The organism is Paenibacillus lycopersici (genome assembly GCF_010119935.1).
Taxonomy (GTDB): Bacteria; Bacillota; Bacilli; order Paenibacillales; family Paenibacillaceae; genus Paenibacillus_Z; species Paenibacillus_Z lycopersici.
Genome location: NZ_CP048209.1, coordinates 941717 through 960291 on the forward strand (window position 1 = coordinate 941717; position 18575 = coordinate 960291).

Annotated in this window: 14 protein-coding genes; 8 read left to right on the forward strand and 6 right to left on the reverse strand. The window is 51.7% G+C overall.

Annotated elements, in window-relative coordinates; all coding sequences use genetic code 11:
* Nucleotides 1-112: 112 nt before the first annotated feature.
* Nucleotides 113-1789, forward strand: coding sequence for a ribulokinase (locus GXP70_RS04205; protein ID WP_162355316.1), 1677 nt, complete (start codon nt 113-115; stop codon nt 1787-1789).
* Between the two features lie 83 nt (nt 1790-1872).
* Here GXP70_RS04205 and GXP70_RS29495 read toward each other — a convergent pair whose 3' ends face one another.
* The 3 genes from GXP70_RS29495 to GXP70_RS04225 all read right to left on the reverse strand — a co-directional run bounded on the left by GXP70_RS29495 (nt 1873) and on the right by GXP70_RS04225 (nt 5996).
* A complete protein-coding gene (locus GXP70_RS29495) occupies nt 1873-2364 on the reverse strand; it encodes a hypothetical protein (protein WP_192043414.1) in 492 nt (163 codons plus the stop codon).
* A gap of 565 nt (nt 2365-2929) precedes the next feature.
* The gene (locus tag GXP70_RS04220; RefSeq protein ID WP_162355318.1) at nt 2930-5143 is read right to left on the reverse strand and encodes a methyl-accepting chemotaxis protein; all 2214 of its coding nucleotides are present in this window, start codon (nt 5141-5143) and stop codon (nt 2930-2932) included.
* Between the two features lie 241 nt (nt 5144-5384).
* On the reverse strand, nt 5385-5996 hold the full coding sequence (locus GXP70_RS04225) for a superoxide dismutase (protein ID WP_162355319.1): 612 nt from the start codon (nt 5994-5996) through the stop codon (nt 5385-5387).
* Between the two features lie 401 nt (nt 5997-6397).
* Between GXP70_RS04225 and rfbC the strand changes: the two genes are divergently transcribed.
* Genes rfbC through rfbD form a run of 3 tightly spaced genes read left to right on the forward strand, consistent with a single transcriptional unit; the run spans nt 6398 to nt 8869 of the window.
* Nucleotides 6398-6946, forward strand: a complete 549-nt coding sequence (gene rfbC / locus GXP70_RS04230) for a dTDP-4-dehydrorhamnose 3,5-epimerase (protein ID WP_162355320.1) — start codon at nt 6398-6400, stop codon at nt 6944-6946.
* Nucleotides 6947-6962: 16 nt separating this feature from the next.
* Nucleotides 6963-7994, forward strand: coding sequence for a dTDP-glucose 4,6-dehydratase (gene rfbB, locus GXP70_RS04235; RefSeq protein ID WP_162355321.1), 1032 nt, complete (start codon nt 6963-6965; stop codon nt 7992-7994).
* Nucleotides 7991-8869 carry a dTDP-4-dehydrorhamnose reductase gene (gene rfbD / locus GXP70_RS04240; protein ID WP_318652402.1) on the forward strand — a complete coding sequence of 293 codons (879 nt, stop codon included), beginning with the start codon at nt 7991-7993 and terminating at the stop codon, nt 8867-8869. The genes rfbB and rfbD overlap by 4 nt, the downstream gene beginning before the upstream one ends.
* A 142-nt stretch (nt 8870-9011) precedes the next feature.
* On the opposite strand, the gene GXP70_RS04245 is transcribed toward rfbD, so the two are convergent.
* From GXP70_RS04245 to GXP70_RS04255, 3 genes are all read right to left on the reverse strand, one after another.
* On the reverse strand, nt 9012-10550 hold the full coding sequence (locus GXP70_RS04245) for an S-layer homology domain-containing protein (RefSeq protein ID WP_162355322.1): 1539 nt from the start codon (nt 10548-10550) through the stop codon (nt 9012-9014).
* A 171-nt stretch (nt 10551-10721) separates the two neighbouring features.
* Nucleotides 10722-13157, reverse strand: coding sequence for an O-antigen ligase family protein (locus GXP70_RS04250; RefSeq protein WP_162355323.1), 2436 nt, complete (start codon nt 13155-13157; stop codon nt 10722-10724).
* Between the two features lie 428 nt (nt 13158-13585).
* On the reverse strand, nt 13586-14509 hold the full coding sequence (locus tag GXP70_RS04255; protein ID WP_162355324.1) for a glycosyltransferase family 2 protein: 924 nt from the start codon (nt 14507-14509) through the stop codon (nt 13586-13588).
* 110 nt (nt 14510-14619) lie between these two features.
* On the opposite strand from GXP70_RS04255, the gene GXP70_RS04260 reads away from it, so the two are divergent.
* Genes GXP70_RS04260 through GXP70_RS04275 form a run of 4 tightly spaced genes read left to right on the forward strand, consistent with a single transcriptional unit; the run spans nt 14620 to nt 18574 of the window.
* Nucleotides 14620-15396: an ABC transporter permease gene (locus tag GXP70_RS04260; protein ID WP_162355325.1), complete on the forward strand. Its 777-nt coding sequence runs from the start codon at nt 14620-14622 to the stop codon at nt 15394-15396.
* Between the two features lie 17 nt (nt 15397-15413).
* On the forward strand, nt 15414-16145 hold the full coding sequence (locus GXP70_RS04265) for an ABC transporter ATP-binding protein (RefSeq protein WP_162355326.1): 732 nt from the start codon (nt 15414-15416) through the stop codon (nt 16143-16145).
* 45 nt (nt 16146-16190) lie between these two features.
* Complete coding sequence (locus tag GXP70_RS04270) at nt 16191-17264, forward strand: glycosyltransferase (RefSeq protein ID WP_162355327.1); 1074 nt, start codon at nt 16191-16193, stop codon at nt 17262-17264.
* A gap of 17 nt (nt 17265-17281) precedes the next feature.
* Nucleotides 17282-18574, forward strand: coding sequence for a nucleotide sugar dehydrogenase (locus GXP70_RS04275; protein WP_162355328.1), 1293 nt, complete (start codon nt 17282-17284; stop codon nt 18572-18574).
* The last annotated feature ends 1 nt before the right edge of the window (nt 18575 follow it).

Sequence of the window (18575 nt, forward strand, 5' to 3'; positions counted from 1 at the left end):
GGTTTCGAAGCCTGGTTTGCGGCTGCGGCCGGCTGTCGAAAGAGGAATTCGACGCATGGATCGCGAAGTTTCGCATAATCGGAGTCAGTTCATGATTGGAAGGAGCCAGCATATGACGCAGAAGTATGCAATCGGCGTGGATTTCGGTACGGAATCGGGGCGCGCGGTGCTTGTCCGCTTGTCCGACGGTACCGAAGCTGCGGAGCATGTTACGCCTTACCGCCATCATGTCATCGACGAGCGTTTGCCCGAAACGGGGTTGAAACTGGAGCACGACTGGGCCTTGCAGCATCCGCGCGACTATATCGAGGTGCTGGAGCGGTCCGTGCCGGCCGTCGTCCGGGCGTCGGGCATCGATCCGGCCGAGGTTATCGGCCTCGGCATCGATTTTACGGCCTGCACGATGCTGCCGGTGGACAAGGCGGGACGGCCGCTCTGCTTCGACCCTGCGTTCCAAGCGAACCCGCACAGCTGGGTGAAGCTGTGGAAACACCACGCGGCGCAGGCGGAAGCGGATCGGATCAACGAGATCGCGGCGGCGCGCGGCGAACGGTTCCTCGCCCGTTACGGCGGCAAGCTCTCCTCCGAATGGATGCTCGCGAAAGCGTGGCAGATTCTGAACGAGGCGCCGGACATCTACGACGCGGCCGATCAATTCGTCGAGGCGGCGGATTGGACCGTCGCCCAGATGACGGGCGTTATCGTGCGCAATAGCTGCTCGGCGGGGTACAAAGCCGCCTGGCACAGGCAGGAAGGCTACCCGAGCCGCGAGTTTCTGGGAGCGCTCGATCCGCGGCTGGCGGATATGGCGGCAACGAAGCTGCGCGGCGACGTGCTGCCGCTCGGCACCAAAGCCGGCGAGCTGACGCCGGACATGGCGGCGCGGATGGGCCTTGCGGCCGGCACGGCGATCGCCGTCGGCAACGTGGACGCGCATGCGGCGGTGCCGGCCGTCGGCGTCGTGACGCCGGGCAGGCTGGTCATGACGATGGGCACCTCGGTTTGTCATATGCTTCTCGGCGCCGAGGAGAAGCCGATCGAAGGCCTATGCGGCGTCGTGGAGGACGGCATCGTTCCGGGGTATTACGGGTATGAGGCGGGCCAGGCCGCCGTGGGCGATATTTTTGCCTGGTACGTCGACGAAGCGGTACCGGCCTATGTCGCGGAAGCGGCGCGGGACGAAGGCTTGAACGTGCATGAGTGGCTGGAGAAGCGCGCTTCCGGGCTGAAAGCCGGCGAGTCCGGGCTGCTGGCGCTGGATTGGTGGAACGGCAACCGCTCCGTGCTTGCCGATGCGAATTTGACCGGGACGATCCTCGGCTTGACGCTGCTGACGAAGCCGCAGGAGGTATACCGCGCGCTGCTCGAGGCGACGGCTTTCGGCACGCGCAAAATTATCGAAGCCTTCCTTCGCGGCGGCTTGGCAGTGGACGAGCTGTACGCCTGCGGCGGCCTGCCGCAGAAGAACCGTCTGCTGATGCAGATCTATGCGGACGTGACGAACCGCGAGATCAAGGTCGCGGCCTCGAAGCAGACGACTGCGCTTGGCGCCGCGATGTTCGGCGCCGTAGCGGCCGGCGCGGCGAAGGGCGGCTACGACGGCATCGTGGACGCCGCGGCCGCCATGGCGCGCGTCCGCGAGGAGACGTTCCGGCCGATCCCGGCGAACGTCGCAGTCTATGATAAGCTGTACGCCGAGTACATGCTGCTGCATGATTATTTCGGCCGGGGAGCGAATGACGTCATGAAGCGGCTGAAGGCGATCAAGGAAGAAGCCGGCTCGCGATAGCCATGCAAGCGAAGAGCCCGCCGGTTGGCGGGCTCTTGGCGCGTTCGTTGCCGCCGAATGCTTCGGTCGCGATCTGCGCGCTGTTATTGCTGATCTTCCTCTTCCAGACGCTGCAGCTCTTCGAAATTGTTCTCTAGGATTCCGGACAGCTGGTCGGAACCCCATTCGTTGCCGCGCAGCACGCGAACGAAGACTTCCAGGCCGACGACATCGCGGCTCTGGATCGGCAGATTCAACAGCGTTTGCGGGATCGGCCGTCCGTTGAGACGGAGGATGACTTCCACGTTGCCTGCGATGACGATGCCGTTCACCGAAATAATGCGTCCGTTGACGTTGAACCGGACAACGCCCGTCGATGCCAGCGCCTGGCCGATATTCATGCCCGGGAAGTGCCGGACCGAGTAAGAATTCGTTATCCACGGATAGAAGTTGCCGCCGTTGATGACAACCGTGACGAATCCGAAGTTAGGCGGGAACGGCCCGGGAATCGGAATCGGCAGCGGAATTGGAAGCGGGAACGGTCCGGGACCCGGAAATGGCGGGAACGGTCCGGGTGGAGGCGGAGGCGGGAACATGCCGGGGCCTCCGGGGCCGCCAGGGAAGCCTGGACCTCCAGGGCCGCCAGGGAAGCCTGGACCTCCAGGGCCGCCAGGGAAGCCGGGGCCTCCGGGGCCGCCAGGGAAGCCGGGACCTCCAGGGCCGCCAGGGAAGCCTGGACCTCCAGGGCCGCCAGGGAAGCCGGAGCCTCCAGGACCTCCGGGGCCGCCCGGCCCGCCGGGCAGCCCTGGGAGCATGCCGCGCGGGCCGCCGCAATTGCAATCTTTTAACCGATTGAAGTATCCCTCGGGCGCGCCTTGCACGTAATAATATTTGTATTTCATGAAACGGTCTCCTTTTCGCACAGCAAGGATGGGTGAATATCTCGGTGTCAGTCTATGCGGCAAGAGCCTATCCGGTGTATGCTTTTCGCCCGCTCTGGCACTCCGGACAGCCCTGCGTCATGCCAAAAAAACCGTTATGCGCGCTTCCTGCATAACGGTTCTATCGGTTCTTCCATCCTGGAGCGTGCTATCAAGGCGCTTCTGGCGAGTTCTTGCTTTGCGTTCGGCTATGCGACCCGCCGCCACGCGCTGCCGGCCGTTACCTTCGGCGCGCTTCGCTCAACGTGAACTGCCCGACGAGCTGCTGCAGGAACGCCGATATCGCCTCTACCTGGCTGGAGCTGCGGCGGACATGCATGAAGTCGCCAAGCAGCTCCTGCATGTTGCCTTCCACCTCCGTGGAGATGCCGCGGTTCTGCTTGCTTACGAGCGCGATTTTCTCCATGACGGCCACGACCTCTTCGACGACTTGCGACTTTAACGACTCGTCCTCGTGCGCATTACGCAGTATCTCCGCAGCCGTGGCTACGAGCGCCGTGCCTTCCGTAACGACCCGCGTGCCTTCGGCCATCATCGCGGTAGCCCGCTGTCCGTTCGCATAGATCTGCCCGACGATGCCGTGCACCTCACCCGTCGATTGACGCGTGGAATCCGCGAGCTTCTTGATTTCCGCGGCGACGACGGCGAACCCGCGGCCCTGCTCGCCGACGCGGGCCGCTTCGATGGAAGCATTCAGCGCGAGCAAATGCGTCTGAGCCGATATTTCCTCGATGACGCCCAGCACGCCCCGGATATCGTTCGTCGTGGCCATGAACGCTTCGATGGAACGATTCGTCTCCGCCACGCGATCCGCGATTTGAGCCATTTTCTCCTCGATGCGTACCAGCTCGCCCCGCGCGACGCCGATATTCGCCGAGGCCCTGCCTTCCAGCAGCAGCAGCGTTTCCCGCATCTCGCCCGCAGCGTCCTTCGCGGCGTCGATGTCCTTCAGCTGGCTGCGGGTGCTGCGGATCATCGCGTTGATTTTGCCGCTCACCCTTTCGGTCGTGCCTGCAGTGGCGCCTGTCGTTTCGAGCAGCACCCTTTGGTTGGTCAGCACGTCCGCCGAGGCCAGCTTCACTTGAAGCATGACGCCTTCCAGGGAATCGATCATATTGTTGATCCATTTGGCCAGCTCCCGCGTTTCGTCGTTCGCGAACGACGCCGTATCGAGCCGCTGCGTCAGGTCGCCCTTGCCTTCCGCATTGATTCGGATAAATTGATTGAGCCGCCGCATCTGACGGGCGGTTTCCCGGCTGCCCCGGCGGTCGAGCGACCAGACCATGGTTAGCCCGAGCAGCAGATTGGCGCAGCCGACGATCGCTGCGGCACCGATCGCGGGGAGCGCATTCGCGATCAATAGCCAAGCCAGGATACCGCCGATGATACCGAGAGCGGCCAGCCAGCCAAGCGAGCGTTTGAACTGCGCAACACGGATGCTGCGGATGCGATACACCTCTTCCAGATCGCCTTCGCACATCATTCCCCATACGTCGGGGCAATGCGGAAGCTGGAAGGTGACGCCTTTGCCGATGACGGGAATATGGCGATAATCCGAGTAGCCGGGGAACCCGACGAACAGGTTGCTGCCGTTCCGGATCGTGTTCGCGACGCCGGGATGCAGCAGGCCCGTTGCCGGATCGGTGAAGATCAGTTCCAGCTCCGTATGCTCCTTGACCGTAACGCTGCCCCAGTCCGTAGAGACGCCGTCCTTCAAATTCTCGCCATGGGTGAACGTGCGGTCCTCGAACCGGCTGCGCGACAGGGCGGTACCCGGCGCGATGTCCGCGAGCAGCCCCGGCTTCGCCATGAAGAGATAGTTATCGCCGGAGTCGGGATAGACATGGCCGGACTCTCGCTGAATTAAGTCGCCGATCACGTCGTTCGGCACGCGGCCGCAGAGCGCCCCCTGCCATTCGCCGTCCTGGACAATGGGGGAGATGAAGAGAAGCGTCATTTTGTCGTGGAACGCAGAGGTGCTCGGTCCGAGCTTGAGCGTCCACGGATCGGCGTACGGCCCGAACAGGCATTTGCGTCCTTCCGCGACGCCCCTGGCGTAGGTTAGTCCGGGAGCGATCGGGCTGTCCGCCGATCCGTAATGTTCGCCGCGGCTCCGATTGTCCGTCGAGCATACGACCTTGCCCTCACCGTCCAGCAGGAAGATTTCGGAGAAATCCACGGCGCGTGCACGCGTCTCCGCAAACATTTGCTCCAGGAAGGGCTCGTCGCGCTGATCGCGAGCGTTGCGTTCGGCTAGCTGCGCCTGCAGCCGCTCGAGATGGCTCCAGTATTCCGCCGTCCACGCCTGAAGCAGTTCCATTCGCGTATCCGCAATGCTTTCGAAGATTTCCGCGACATCCGATTCCGTCTCGGCGTTAAGCTTGTACGACCACCAGAGCGGCAGACCCTTCCGAAAACCGAGCCAATCAAACATATGACATCCCCCAATTCGCGATAACCATTATATGTAAGGTATTATAACATGAAATTCGCGAAAAATGGAGGAATTTGTTTTTTACAATCAACAGATAGAAATTTATGTTAGGTATATAGACACACATAGGCGGGGAATCGCCGTTAGAGCACATGAGCCCATTTTGCCATCCGCACCTATCCCGTAGGCTGCTAACTAAAAAAGACCTCCGCACCGAAGTGCGAAGGTCCTCTTGGCTTGCTTATTTGGCAGCATCGTAACGCTTGCCAACTTCAGCCCAGTTCACAACGTTCCAGAACGCTGCGATGTAGTCAGGGCGTTTGTTTTGGTATTTCAGGTAGTACGCGTGCTCCCAAACGTCCAGGCCGAGCAAAGGCGTTTCGCCTTCCATGATCGGGCTGTCTTGGTTCGGCAGGCTGTATACTTTCAATTTGCCGTCTTTCGTCAGCGCCAGGAATGCCCAGCCGCTGCCGAAACGCGTCGTTGCCGCTTTCGCGAAATCGGCTTTGAATTGCTCGAAGCCGCCCAGCTCGTTCGCGATTGCGTCAGCCAGTGCGCCAGTAGGCTGGCCGCCGGCGTTAGGACCGATCGTTTCCCAGAAGAGGGAATGGTTCGCGTGGCCGCCGCCGTTGTTGCGGACAGCCGTGCGGATTGCTTCCGGAACGCTGTTCAGATCGGCGATCAGGTCTTCAACCGATTTGTTTTGCAGCTCGGGAGCGGATTCCAGAGCGGCGTTCAGGTTCGTTACGTAAGTGTTATGATGACGGTCGTGGTGAATCATCATCGTCGTTTCGTCGATATGCGGTTCAAGAGCATTGTTTGCGTAAGGCAAAGCGGGCAGTTGATGTGCCATTGGTCAAAAACCTCCTAAATTTATGTATCGTTCTTCACTTCCATTATCCCTGTTCCTGTCCAATAAATCAACATAAATGTTTGTAAAGTCGGCGATCCTTCCCGAATCCGGCAAGGATTAGCTTCGCCCTATTCATACCCGTAATTTCCCGGAACGAAACGCGCTGCTCCGGAATAGGAACGACGACAATCGCTCCTCTTACGCGATCCGACTTCCAATTGGGAACAGGTATCATGGATCTTCCTTCTTCATTTGAGCGCAGGCTTGCCCTCTGAAAAAGCAACATCCACTAGCATGATCAATTATGGATGTTCCCATACAGAACAATCTGGGCGGTGGACGAAGCAAAGTGGCGCCTCTCGGAATATAGATAACTATGAAGGGTAGAGGGGGGACGCCATGTGATTGCAAGGGATACGGGACTGCCCGGTATTAAAGTGATTGAACCAAGCTGTTACGAGGATGAACGCGGCTTTTTTATGGAGAGCTACAACCGCGAGCGATGGCTGCGGAACGGAATCCCGCATCTCTTCGTTCAGGATAACCACTCGCTGTCCGTTATGCCCGGTACGCTTCGCGGCATGCACTATCAACTGGAGCCGCATGCGCAGGCGAAGCTGGTTCGGGTCGTGGCGGGATCGATCTTCGACGTTGTCGTCGACATTCGTCGCGGTTCGCCGACGTTCGGCCGTTGGGAGGGATTCGAGCTGTCTGCAGGCAACAAGAAGCAGCTGCTCGTACCGCAAGGCTTCGCGCATGGCTTCATCACGCTTGCGGCCAATACGGAAGTGCTCTATAAAGTCGATGCGTATTACTCGCAGCCTCACGATCGCGGGATAGCCTGGAACGATCCGGACATCGGCATCGTGTGGCCGCTTGCGCCGTCGGTGCTGTCGGCGAAGGATGCCAAGCATCCGCTGCTTCGCAATGCGGAGATGAATTTTACTTAGTCGGGGTGATGACAGCATGAAAATTCTGATTACAGGCGGAGCAGGCTTCATCGGCAGCAATTTCGTGCATTACATGCGCGGCAAACATCCGTCCTATGACATCTTGAACGTCGACGCGTTAACCTATGCAGGGAATATAACGAACCTCGACGGGCTTACAGAGCAGGGGAACGGGAATTACCGATTCGTGCGCGGCGATATCCGGGACAGGGCCGCCATGGAACCGTTGTTTCAAGCGGGGCTGGATGCCGTGATCAATTTCGCCGCGGAATCCCATGTCGATCGCAGCATTAGCCAGCCGGACATCTTCGTAACGACGAACGTTGTCGGCGCGCATACGTTGCTGGAGCTGGCGAAGACGTACGGCGTCGGGAAGTTCGTGCAGATCTCGACCGATGAAGTGTACGGCACGCTTGGCCCAGCCGGGCTCTTCACCGAGTCGTCGCCGCTCGCGCCGAACAGTCCGTATTCCGCCAGCAAGGCGTCGGCAGACTTGCTGGCACGGGCTTATCACGAGACTTACGGCATGGACGTCAATATTACGCGCTGTTCCAATAATTACGGACCGTATCAGTTCCCGGAGAAGCTGATTCCGCTCATGATCTCCCATGCGCTGCAGGATAAGCCGCTTCCGCTGTATGGCGACGGCTTGAACGTGCGCGACTGGCTTTACGTCGCAGATCACTGCAGCGCAATCGATCTGGTGCTTCATCACGGCAAAGCAGGCGAGGTCTACAATATCGGCGGTCGCAACGAACGGACGAATACGCAGGTCGTGACGACGATTCTGGAGGCGCTCGGCAAACCGGCATCGTTGATAGCGCATGTGCGCGACCGTCCGGGGCATGACCGCAGATATGCGATCGATGCAGACAAGATCCGCACGGAATTGGGCTGGAAGCCCGAGTTTCCCTACGAGCGCGGCATTCGCGCCACAATTGAATGGTATGTGGCCAACGCGGAATGGATGAAACGAATCGAGACCGGTGCATATCGCAGCATGAATGACGCCGCTGCAGCCGGCGACAAGGAGCGCGATGAATCATGACAACGAGACCGATGCGTATCATTGTAACGGGAGCAGACGGCCAGCTCGGCCGAGAGCTGGTTATGCTCCCAGGACTGTGGAAAATGGGCGTCCAGATGCTCGGCTTTGGCCGCAGCGGTCTGGACGTCACGAGCCTGCAGAGCTGCCGCGAGGCCGTCAAACGTTATCAGGCGGATGCCGTCATCCATTGCGCGGCCTATACCAATGTCGACAAGGCGGAGTCGGATGCCGACGCGGCCTTCCGCATTAACGCCGAGGGCACGCGCAATATCGCGCTGGCGGCACGCGAGTTCGGAGCGAAGCTGGTGTACATCAGCACCGATTACGTATTCGAAGGAACGGCTTTCGAGCCGTACAAGGAGAGCGACGAGACGAAGCCGCGCACCGTATACGGCAAATCCAAGCTGGTCGGCGAGCAGGAGGCGCTTGCGGTGGGAGGCAAGGTGTTCATCGTTCGGACATCATGGGTGTACGGCAAATACGGACGCAATTTCGTCCATACCATCCGAGATCTGGCGCGCGAGCGTAAGGAATTTCAAGTCGTCGCGGATCAGATCGGCTCGCCGACGTATACGCGAGACTTGGCGGAGTTTCTCATCCAGCTGGTGCAGACGGACGGATATGGGATTTATCATGCTACCGGCAGCGGAGCATGCTCCTGGCATCAGTTCGCGCAAGCGATTCTATTCGAGAGCGGGTTGACAGACGTGAAGCTTGTGCCCTGCACGACGGCGGATTTTCCGCGGCTGGCTCAGCGGCCGGCTTACTCCGTACTCGATCACGGCGAAATCCGGCGCAGAGGATTGAAGGAATTACGCCATTGGCGTGCGGCGCTTGCCGCTTATGCCGTGGATATCGGCGGCGAGAAGCAGTAGCAGCGGCGTGGAAGTAAGCGCGTGATGCGATAGATCGAGGGGGAGTAGAGATTGCTGGGTAAGCGCTTAAAGGCTGGAATATAAAAAAGCCTCCACCGAAGTGGAGGCTTTTTCGAGCTTTGGAACGTTTCATAATCCGAGATTATTTAACGAAACCAACGTTGCCGAGGAAACGAGCGATCATTGTAGCTGCTTCAGCGCGGTTCGCGTTAGCGTTACCTGCTACCGTAGTAGCCGTTTGGCCATTAACGATACCTTCGCTTACTGCAACTGCAACTTCGCCTTTCGCCCAGCCGAGGCTGCCAGCGTCTTTAAAGTTTGCCAGTGCTGCGGAGATTTGCTCATCCGTCAGCGTGACATCTTTACCCGCGAATGTGATAGCGCGAGTGACGATAGCTGCCAGCTCTTTACGAGTGATGTTCGCGTTTGGTTTGAAAGTACCGTCTTCATAACCCGTGATCAGACCTGCGTTAACCGCCGTAGCGATCGTAGCAGCGTACCACTTGTCGGAAGCGACGTCTTTGAATTTCGAAGTCGTACCGGATACTTCAAGTCCAAGTGCGCGAACGACCAAAGCTGCAAACTCGGCGCGAGTGATGTTACGTTTAGGTTCGAACTTAGTAGCGGACGTACCTTTAACGATCAACTTGCTCGCGAGAGCTTCAACATCTTTCTGTGCCCAGTTGCCAGCCAGATCCGCGAAGGATACGGCTTTTGCTTGGATTACAGTGTAGATGCTGTTGCCGTTACGTTTCAGGGTTGCCATCGTTTTGTCGTTCTCAGTAGCGAAGGTAGTTGGCACGAAGCTAAACTCACCTGTTACTGGGTTGTACAAAACGCCTACAAGACCAGACGTATCAGCAGCAACTTCATTCAGAGGGATCGTACGGGATACGTACTGTCCGAATGTCGTAATGGCTTGTTCTTTGTCACCTGCAACTGCTACGACTTTGAAGTCGACGGCAGGAGCAACCTGTTTACCACCAACTGCAGTAGCGGCAGCGCCGATTTTGTCAGCAGCATCGCCAGTTACTTTTTTCAACTCGACGCGGATCACCAGGTCCTTCAGCTCAACCCCGAGGGATTTAGCGAGTTCTTCCAGTTTCAACGCAGCGATTGGCAGGGTGATGGAAGTTCCATCTTCCAAAACGATGGTCAGGGACTTCCCTTTGATCAGGGCATCAGCAGGCAGCAGAACGACGTCAGATGTGGAATGAATCGTAGCGTCTGCATTTGCATTGAACAAGTTGATAAGAGCATCGCGGTTAACAGTTCCGTCAGCATTGATTACGTTAGCCGGTGGGAAGTACCCGCCGCCGCCGTATACCGGAGCAGTGTAAGTGTAAAGATCCGTAACTACGCTGCTGTCATCCGGGTAACCGAGGTATGTATTCTCTGTGATCGTGATCGGATCAAAGTTGAAAATACCGTCTTTACCGGAGTAAGTAGCCGTTACAGTCGAGTAAGTGCCGTCTTCGTGATAAACACCGATCGTAATCGTGTTACCGTTCAAGGCGCCATACTCTTCATCCGTCAAATACACCGAGCCTGTAATCGTATTTGTAGAGCTATCGAATTTAGCATTGATAGTCGCTGCAAAAGCGATGATCGGCATGAATACGGAAACGATCATTGCAAAAACGAGAACTGCCGCTGTTTTGTTCTTAAGAAGCTTTGTCATTTTTTGTTTTCACCTCCTTTCATGAAATATATGAACGAGCTGTAAAGGAAGTATTAACGTTAGTATATAATAGCTTATTTTGACTGGCTAGGTCAATAAATGTAAAAAAGAATACATATTCCATGAAATTTGTAAAATCTTTATGACAGTTCGTGTCGTAGATTGTATAGACTACGATTGTTTTCTCGAAGCAGCCTCATAGGCACTCAATTTCTCTCTTGTCTTCTTGTCATCCTTACCCTGGGCTTCAAGCGCATTGAGATAGATTCGCAGCGCATTTGGCACATATTGCTCCTCAAGCTTAGATTTCGTTAGCGGTTTGAGCACACTGACGGCATCGCTATATTGCTTCTGTTCGACATCGATTTGGCCGATTGCGAGCCTCATAAGCGGCGTCACGCTAAAATCCCTTCCCTGGAGCTGTTCTTTTGGCAGATCTTTCAAAAGATCGATTCTATGAAGCACCTCTGCATAGAGTTCGCGCGCACGCGTCCATTTCGTACCTTCAGCGGCATTATTGGATTGTTGATCGAGTTTGCCCGCTTGCGAATACTCATAGATTGCGCGTTCATAGAATTCAATGTTCCAAGGTCGGTTTTGAATGCCTTCTTCAAGCACTGTCAAGGCTTTGTTCGTATCTCCCTCGTTTTTGGCGAAGGTATACTCTACGAGCGTGAGACTGCGGTTGTAGGGATCCGATTGCCGAAGCTGCCCGATCAGGGCATTAATCGTCTCTTCGTACTGCTTGTTTTTCGTTTGATTGTACGCTTGGTTCAACCAGTCGATTTTCCGGAGGATAAACTCTGGATTGCTCGGCGAGTAAGCGAGTGCCGAATCAAGCGGCGTAAGCAAATCCTTCAATTCGTGCTTGTTGTCCTTAACAAGCGCGATAGCATTGCTGTAATACCCGTTAGCCATGTAAGCGCGGCCGGCTCCGACCAGCATGACAACAGCTAACAGCGCAACGCCTGTCGGGAAACCGAACCGCCATATTTTACCCGCGCTTTCATCTTCTCGAATCTTAGCAGGCAGTACCAGCTGACTGCTATAAACGGCCCCCATCAGTCCCAAAGAAAGAAATACGATCGCCGAAAGATAAATATAACTCATATCGAAATCGATTGCACTATGAATGAGAATCGAAACAGCGAAAATATAAAAGACAAAGTGTGTTTTGCCCGCGCTTTTATCCTTGATATAGCAGCGGAGATAGATAAAGAAGATACATGCCAGAAAGCCGATCAGAAGAAGTAGGCCTACCCAGCCGGTCTCTACGAGCGTCTGCAAAAAATAGCTATGAACCTGTTTGCTGCTGTATGGATTATGCTGGTATTTCTCGTAAAGCGCGTTCCAGGCTCCGCCGCCGGCTCCGAAAATCGGATAATCCGCGGAAATCTTCATCGCGTCTTTATAAAAGGTGCCGCGCTCGAGCACGCTGTGCTGGTTGAAATTGATATTCTCCAGGCGATCGGCGATTTCGCCCGGCAGCAATTGCCGCACGCTGCTGCTTAGTAAAACAACTGCGGCAGCAAGGACCGTTACGATAATTAAAACAGCGGGAACAATGACATAAGACCGTTTCTTCTCAGCGAAGGCTGCAAATCTACTTTCCAGCCGATCGTTAAGTAATAGATGTAATAGCGTCACGACGACACCTGCCAAGAGGCCGGCGGCAATGATGACGGACCAGCCTGTAAGAGGCAGCTTGGACCAAATCGACATCAAATCGGCTTGTCCGCCTTTCGCTTCAGGCAGTACGAGTTTAGCGATCGCGTTCATCGTGGACGTCATTTTGCCTAGTATCCCAAATGATACGACGATTGAAATGCATGCATAAAGCATGAACAGCAATTGCTGTTTAAACCTCAGGAACGGCAGCGTGAGCAAGATGAGTACCGGCACGATAACCAGTGCGCCGCGAGACAACGTAAGCATGAACGATACCCAGATCGGTACGAGCATAAAGGCATGAAGCAATCGCCAGTAGGCGCTGCGAACCTGCACGACAAGAAATAATCCCGCTAAGAACAAGGCTGACAAATACGCGGCATAAGCGTTCGGATACTGGAAAACCGATGTGACCCGGTACACTTCTTGTTGGTACCATAATGCGTCAGGAAAATAAATTTGGCCCATCATATTCGCGAGTCCGTAGAAAACGACCCCGTATCCGGCGAACTGTATGCCATATAGAAGCAATTGCCTGGCTTTGTTCGAGTCGCCGTAGTATAAGCCTAGCATGAAGATAGCAGATAGAAAGGACACGACAAAGATCATGATGTGAGACTGGTGAACGGATGCGGCTCCGATATTTGAGATCAAATAGGAGAGGGGCATCAGCCACGCGCTAGCGGACAATATGGCTTTCCAACTATCCAATCTTGCTGTCTTGTACATATAGATGGTTCCAGCAAGCAAGAGAATAAAAAAGGCTACTTCTGCTCCGACTAGTGAAGGTTCGTACGTAAACAAATATCCGACGAATAATTTACTGCTGTTGTAAGGTGCAATGAACAACAACAAGGTAATGACAGCCAGGCCGGACCATTTGATCAGTGAGAGGTCTTTTTCGGATTTCGAAAACTTTGATGCATGCGATGTATTCATTTATGTTCTCCTGGGTTAAAGGCTATGATTATGTCAGAAAAAAGGGATACTGTAATGTATAACGCAGAAAGGATGCGGAAAGTTGCGGTCGAAACAAATATTTACAGATTCTATTTTGATTTAAGATATTTTAAGTGAATAATCGATAAATACTTGCTCACATCATTTTTATACGGAAAATAAATCACTAAATCGATTCATATAGAAAAAAGTCTATTTTTTCGTTAAGAGAATAAGGAAAAACGAAAATATATTGGAAACAAGGATTTTTGGTTTTTTTGTCGAAAATATTCAATTATAAGAACTGGAAAAACTGCTGTCAGTTTTGATATAGTTATTGTTAATTTTGAGAAAGGAGACGGACAAGAACTTAGTTTAACAAACGTTGACTTCATTTTTCAATCCTTTTGGGAATTTTCAGATCGTTACTAGACGTAATGAATCAATATTAAGAACTTAAACAAGACCTGTTCGACCGTTGACTGCCGATATAGTTTCGAACGATATAAATATGTCATTCGATCTCTTGTTTTTGGGCGAGGCGCCAGGAATAATGTGAGTTGTTCTCTCTTGTCGGAGTCTACTTGATCACCATATAACGTATAAAACTCCAGCGCTTGCTTGTGAAGGAGCCGTCGGCCTTTATGTTTACGGTAGCTCTGCCATTTTTTCTTTATCTTGTCCCAGGTTGATCCTTCGCCGCCAACAACATTATTCGCGTGTTGCCGGTAAAGAATGGATGGCTCGGGTTCAAAGCGAACCTTTCCAAAGGCGGACACGCACAAATATACCCACCAATCATGCATGAGAACATTCTCCGCTGAAGGTTGTTTGGAACAAAGCAGACTCCTGGCTTCTCGGTTAAATGCAATGGTTGCGCCTACGGCTATATTCTGTATTAACGCATTATAGAAAGAAGGAACCTTGGAAATTGCGCTAGGCCATACTTTAATGGGCGTCAAATCAGAAGTTGTCATCTGGGTCGACGTGAACACCATAGCGGGATTACTCGTGCCGAGTGACTCTAGATGAGTCGCGGCACTTGTTAGTTTATGGGGCATCCAGACATCGTCTTGGTCACAGAAACAGAAATAATCTGAGTCGCTGCTGGAATGCTGCAGCAGCCAAAGGAAGCTTTTAATAACGCCGATATTCTCGCCGGGAACGAAACGGATCCAGTCAGGATAGTTTGAAGCCCATTGCGATACAATGGCGGAAGTTTGGTCGGTTGAGCCGTCGTCTCGAATGATTATGTTGAAATTTCGATGCGTTTGATTCATTAGGCTGTTAAGTTGTTCAGAAATATATCGCTCGCCGTTATAGGTTGACAGAAGAATTTCGAATTTTTTCAAGACGCACCTCGTTTGCCGCGAAGAGTTTGAAAGAATATTATATGTGTATCACAAACCAACTGATCTGTCGAATTTCAACAGGAGTAGGTTAGTAAGATAAGGAGCCGGTCATGAAGACGTATTTTCGTAATCTTGTAAAGTATAAGGATTTGTTTTTTCAGTTAGTGCAGCAGGATATCAAAATAAAGTATAGGAACTCCACGTTGGGCATTTTGTGGAGCATGTTGAATCCATTGTTGATGATGATCGTCATGACGGTCGTTTTTATGGAATTATTCAAAAGCAACATTCCCTATTATCCTGTCTATGTATTGAGCGGCAGGATTTTGTACCAGTTTTTTTCCGAATCGACTAGCTTCGCAATGGACTCTATACATGCTAATGGTCAATTGGTTCGCAAAGTTTATGTTCCCAAGTACTTCTTCCCGCTATCGCGTGTCAGCTCCTCGTTTATAACGACCGTTATTTCTTTGGTGATTATTGCGATATTAATGGCTGTAACTGGCGTTCCGTTTCGATGGATGAATTTGTTATTCGTTCTTCCAATGTTCTACCTGGTGGGGATCGTGTCCGGTATTGGCTTGCTGTTATCGTCCATTACTGTTTTTTTCAGAGATATGAAGCACTTTTACTCAGTGATCCTGCTCGTTTTGATGTACGTGACGCCGATTTTTTATCCGGAGTCGATCATTCCGGATAAGTATCATTTGCTATTTCAAATGAATCCACTATACATCGTTCTCAAGATGTTCAGGGACATTGTCATCTATGGGAATATGCCTACGCTGGAAGCTCATTTAATCTCGATCGGATACGTTGTCTTCTTTGGCGTTATCGGTTTGTTCGTCTTCTATAAGGCACAAGACAAATTCATTTATCATATTTAAAAGTTGAGGTTTTTACCATGAACGATATCGCGATACAGGTTTCGAATATTACGATGAAATATAGGCTGGCATCGGAGAAGGTTGACTCGCTTAAACATTTCATCATAAAGAAGTTCAAGAAAGAAATGAAATACGAGGATTTCTACGCGTTGAAGAACGTGAGCTTCTCCGTGAACAAGGGAGAAATGTTCGGCATTGTCGGAATGAACGGCGCAGGGAAAAGCACGATGCTGAAAATTATTGCGGGGGTACAGAAACCTACGCAAGGCACCGTCGAGCGGAAAGGGATGATCGCTCCGCTAATCGAACTGGGAGCAGGATTTAATGGCGAGCTAACCGGAATGGAAAATATTATGCTCAACGGTTTGCTGCTCGGGTACTCTAAGAAATTTATTAAAGAAAAACTAGATGAAATCGTCGAATTCGCAGAACTTGGGAAGTTTATCCATACCCCTTTGAAAAATTATTCTTCCGGCATGAAGGCGAGACTTGGCTTCTCGATTGCCACGGTCGTCAAACCGGAAATACTAATTGTTGATGAAGTGCTATCGGTTGGCGATTTTAAATTTAAAGAGAAATCCGAACAGAAAATAAACGCGATGACGGCAAACGGGACGACCGTGCTGTTTGTCTCTCACTCTTTAGGGCAGGTTGAAAGCATCTGCGATAGGGTTCTTTGGCTGGAACAAGGATGCGTAAAGGAAATCGGTCCTTCAAAAGAAATCATATCGAAATTCAAAAACAGCTAAAGGATATCGATGTGGCAGCCACTTGATGCGAAAGGAGGGAGCGGCTTGAGGATATTATATTTCTCAACGGTTAACTGGAAATGGATTAAGCAAAGACCTCACTTTATCGCGCATTACTTGTCGTTAAAAGGCTATGAGGTAGATTACTTTTCATTGAATCCGATCGGTAAGACCAAAATTCGAAAATTTACTCAAGGGCGATTGAGAGTTCGTGATACGTACGTCATTCCGTTTGCGTTGAAATACCGGTTCGTCGAAGCATTGAATGCATTCGGCCTGCGAGCTAAATTATCTTTTGAAAATTACCATATCATTATTGTTACTCATCCATTTCACCTGAAGTATATTCCAGCTAGGTTGCTCGTCAATTGTCTGCTTATCTATGAATGCATGGATAACATGCCTTATTTCTATGAAGGACCGCTGAGGGAGAGGATTTTGGCGGAAGAGAGGAAGACATTGAATTGCGTAGATACTGTTATTACAAGTTCAAATCATCTGAGAATAGCATTACATGACCGGTCACCGGATAAACAGATGCACATAGAAACGATTCCTAATGCCCTTGATCGACCGACCTTCCGTCGAGAACCGAAGCGGCTTATATTGCAAGAGCCCAATCTCATATATATTGGAACCATTAGCGATTGGATGGATATGGAAACGATAAGAAAATTTGCTTCGATCCATCTTCGGTACACGATTTATTTAATCGGACCGGCTGAAATTCCTTTGGATTTATTGCCGAATATGGTCTGGCTAGGTGTGAAAAAGCATGACGAAATTATTGATTATATCTATTCAGGTAATATAATGTTGTTGCCTTTTTTAATAAATGAATTAACAGAAGCTGTAGATCCTGTTAAAATATACGAATATCTTTCTTTGAAAAAACCAGTTATTAGTTCGTATTGGGCAGAATTAGGGAAGTTTGAAGACGCTAAAATCAAATTTTATTGTAATTATCAAGATTTTGAGAACCGCGTGTTCGAGATAGAACAAGCCGGATTTGCGTCCGAGTTGGATTCGGAGTTTGTAGAGTTAAACAATTGGGAAGTCAGAGTTGAGCGATATGCTAAATTGTTATATAGCGATTTGAAAGCGAAAAAAACTAACTAGAGCGAGGATGGGCTAATATGAAAATCTGTGTCATTGGTCTTGGGTATATCGGATTGCCGACTGCGGCAATGTTCTCGAGTTACGACTGCGAAGTTATCGGCGTGGATGTCAAACCTGAGGTAGTTGACGTGTTAAATCGCGGGGATATTCATATCGAGGAACCGGGATTGTCGGAAATGATTACTGCGGCGGTCGCGAACAAACGCTTTAAAGCATCGTTAAGCCCTGTCGAAGCGGATGTCTACATTATTGCGGTACCCACTCCGAATAAAAATGATTCTTATATGAGCTGTGATCTCACATATGTCCTGGACGCTTGTCAATCGATTACTCCATTTTTGAAAAAAGGATCCACTGTTATTGTCGAATCGACGATTGGGCCGCGATCCATGGACGATTATATCAAGCCTTTGTTTGAAACGGCAGGCTTTGAGATCGGAGAAGATATCTATCTGGCCCACTGCCCAGAACGTGTGCTTCCAGGTCAAATACTCAAGGAATTGATACATAACAATCGGATTATCGGCGGCATTACGACTAAATGCACGGAAGCGGCAGCTAAAGTTTATTCCATGTTTGTAAAGGGAGAAATCATTAAGACCGAGGCCAAGACGGCCGAAATGTCCAAATGCATGGAGAATACGTTCAGGGACGTTAATATCGCACTAGCTAATGAGCTGGCGAAGATTTGTTACAAACTAGACATTAACGTGTTAGACGTTATTCAGATGGCGAATAAGCATCCTAGGGTAAATATTCATAGCCCTGGGCCTGGTGTAGGCGGACATTGTCTTGCTGTCGATCCTTATTTTATTTATGAGAAGGCTCCTGAATACGCTAATATCATTAAGATGGCACGGGATACGAATAACAGCATGCCGGAGTTTGTAGTGGATGTGATTCGAAGTGCGTTCGCGAATATGAGCGAGCTGACAATTGCTATATTCGGGGTTACCTATAAGGGCGATGTTGATGATATGAGAGAATCGCCTTCTCTCGAAATTATCGAAAAACTGAAAGAAGAAGGATACCGGCTTGCCATCCATGACCCTCATGTCACTCACGAGGATTTCGTTGAAATGGATGAAGCGGTTTTAGGTGCGGACCTTATTTTGGTATTGACGGATCATTCCGAATTCAAATCGCTTGACCACAGTCGACTTGCCTCGAAAATGAGAACGCCTTTGTTGTTGGATACCAAAAATATTGTTATGCCTCAACCGGGCTCAAGGCTTGAAATTATTAATTTTGGCAATGCATCGCGTTATAAAACGGGCCAAACTGCTGCCAAGCTACAAGAGGTGAACTAAC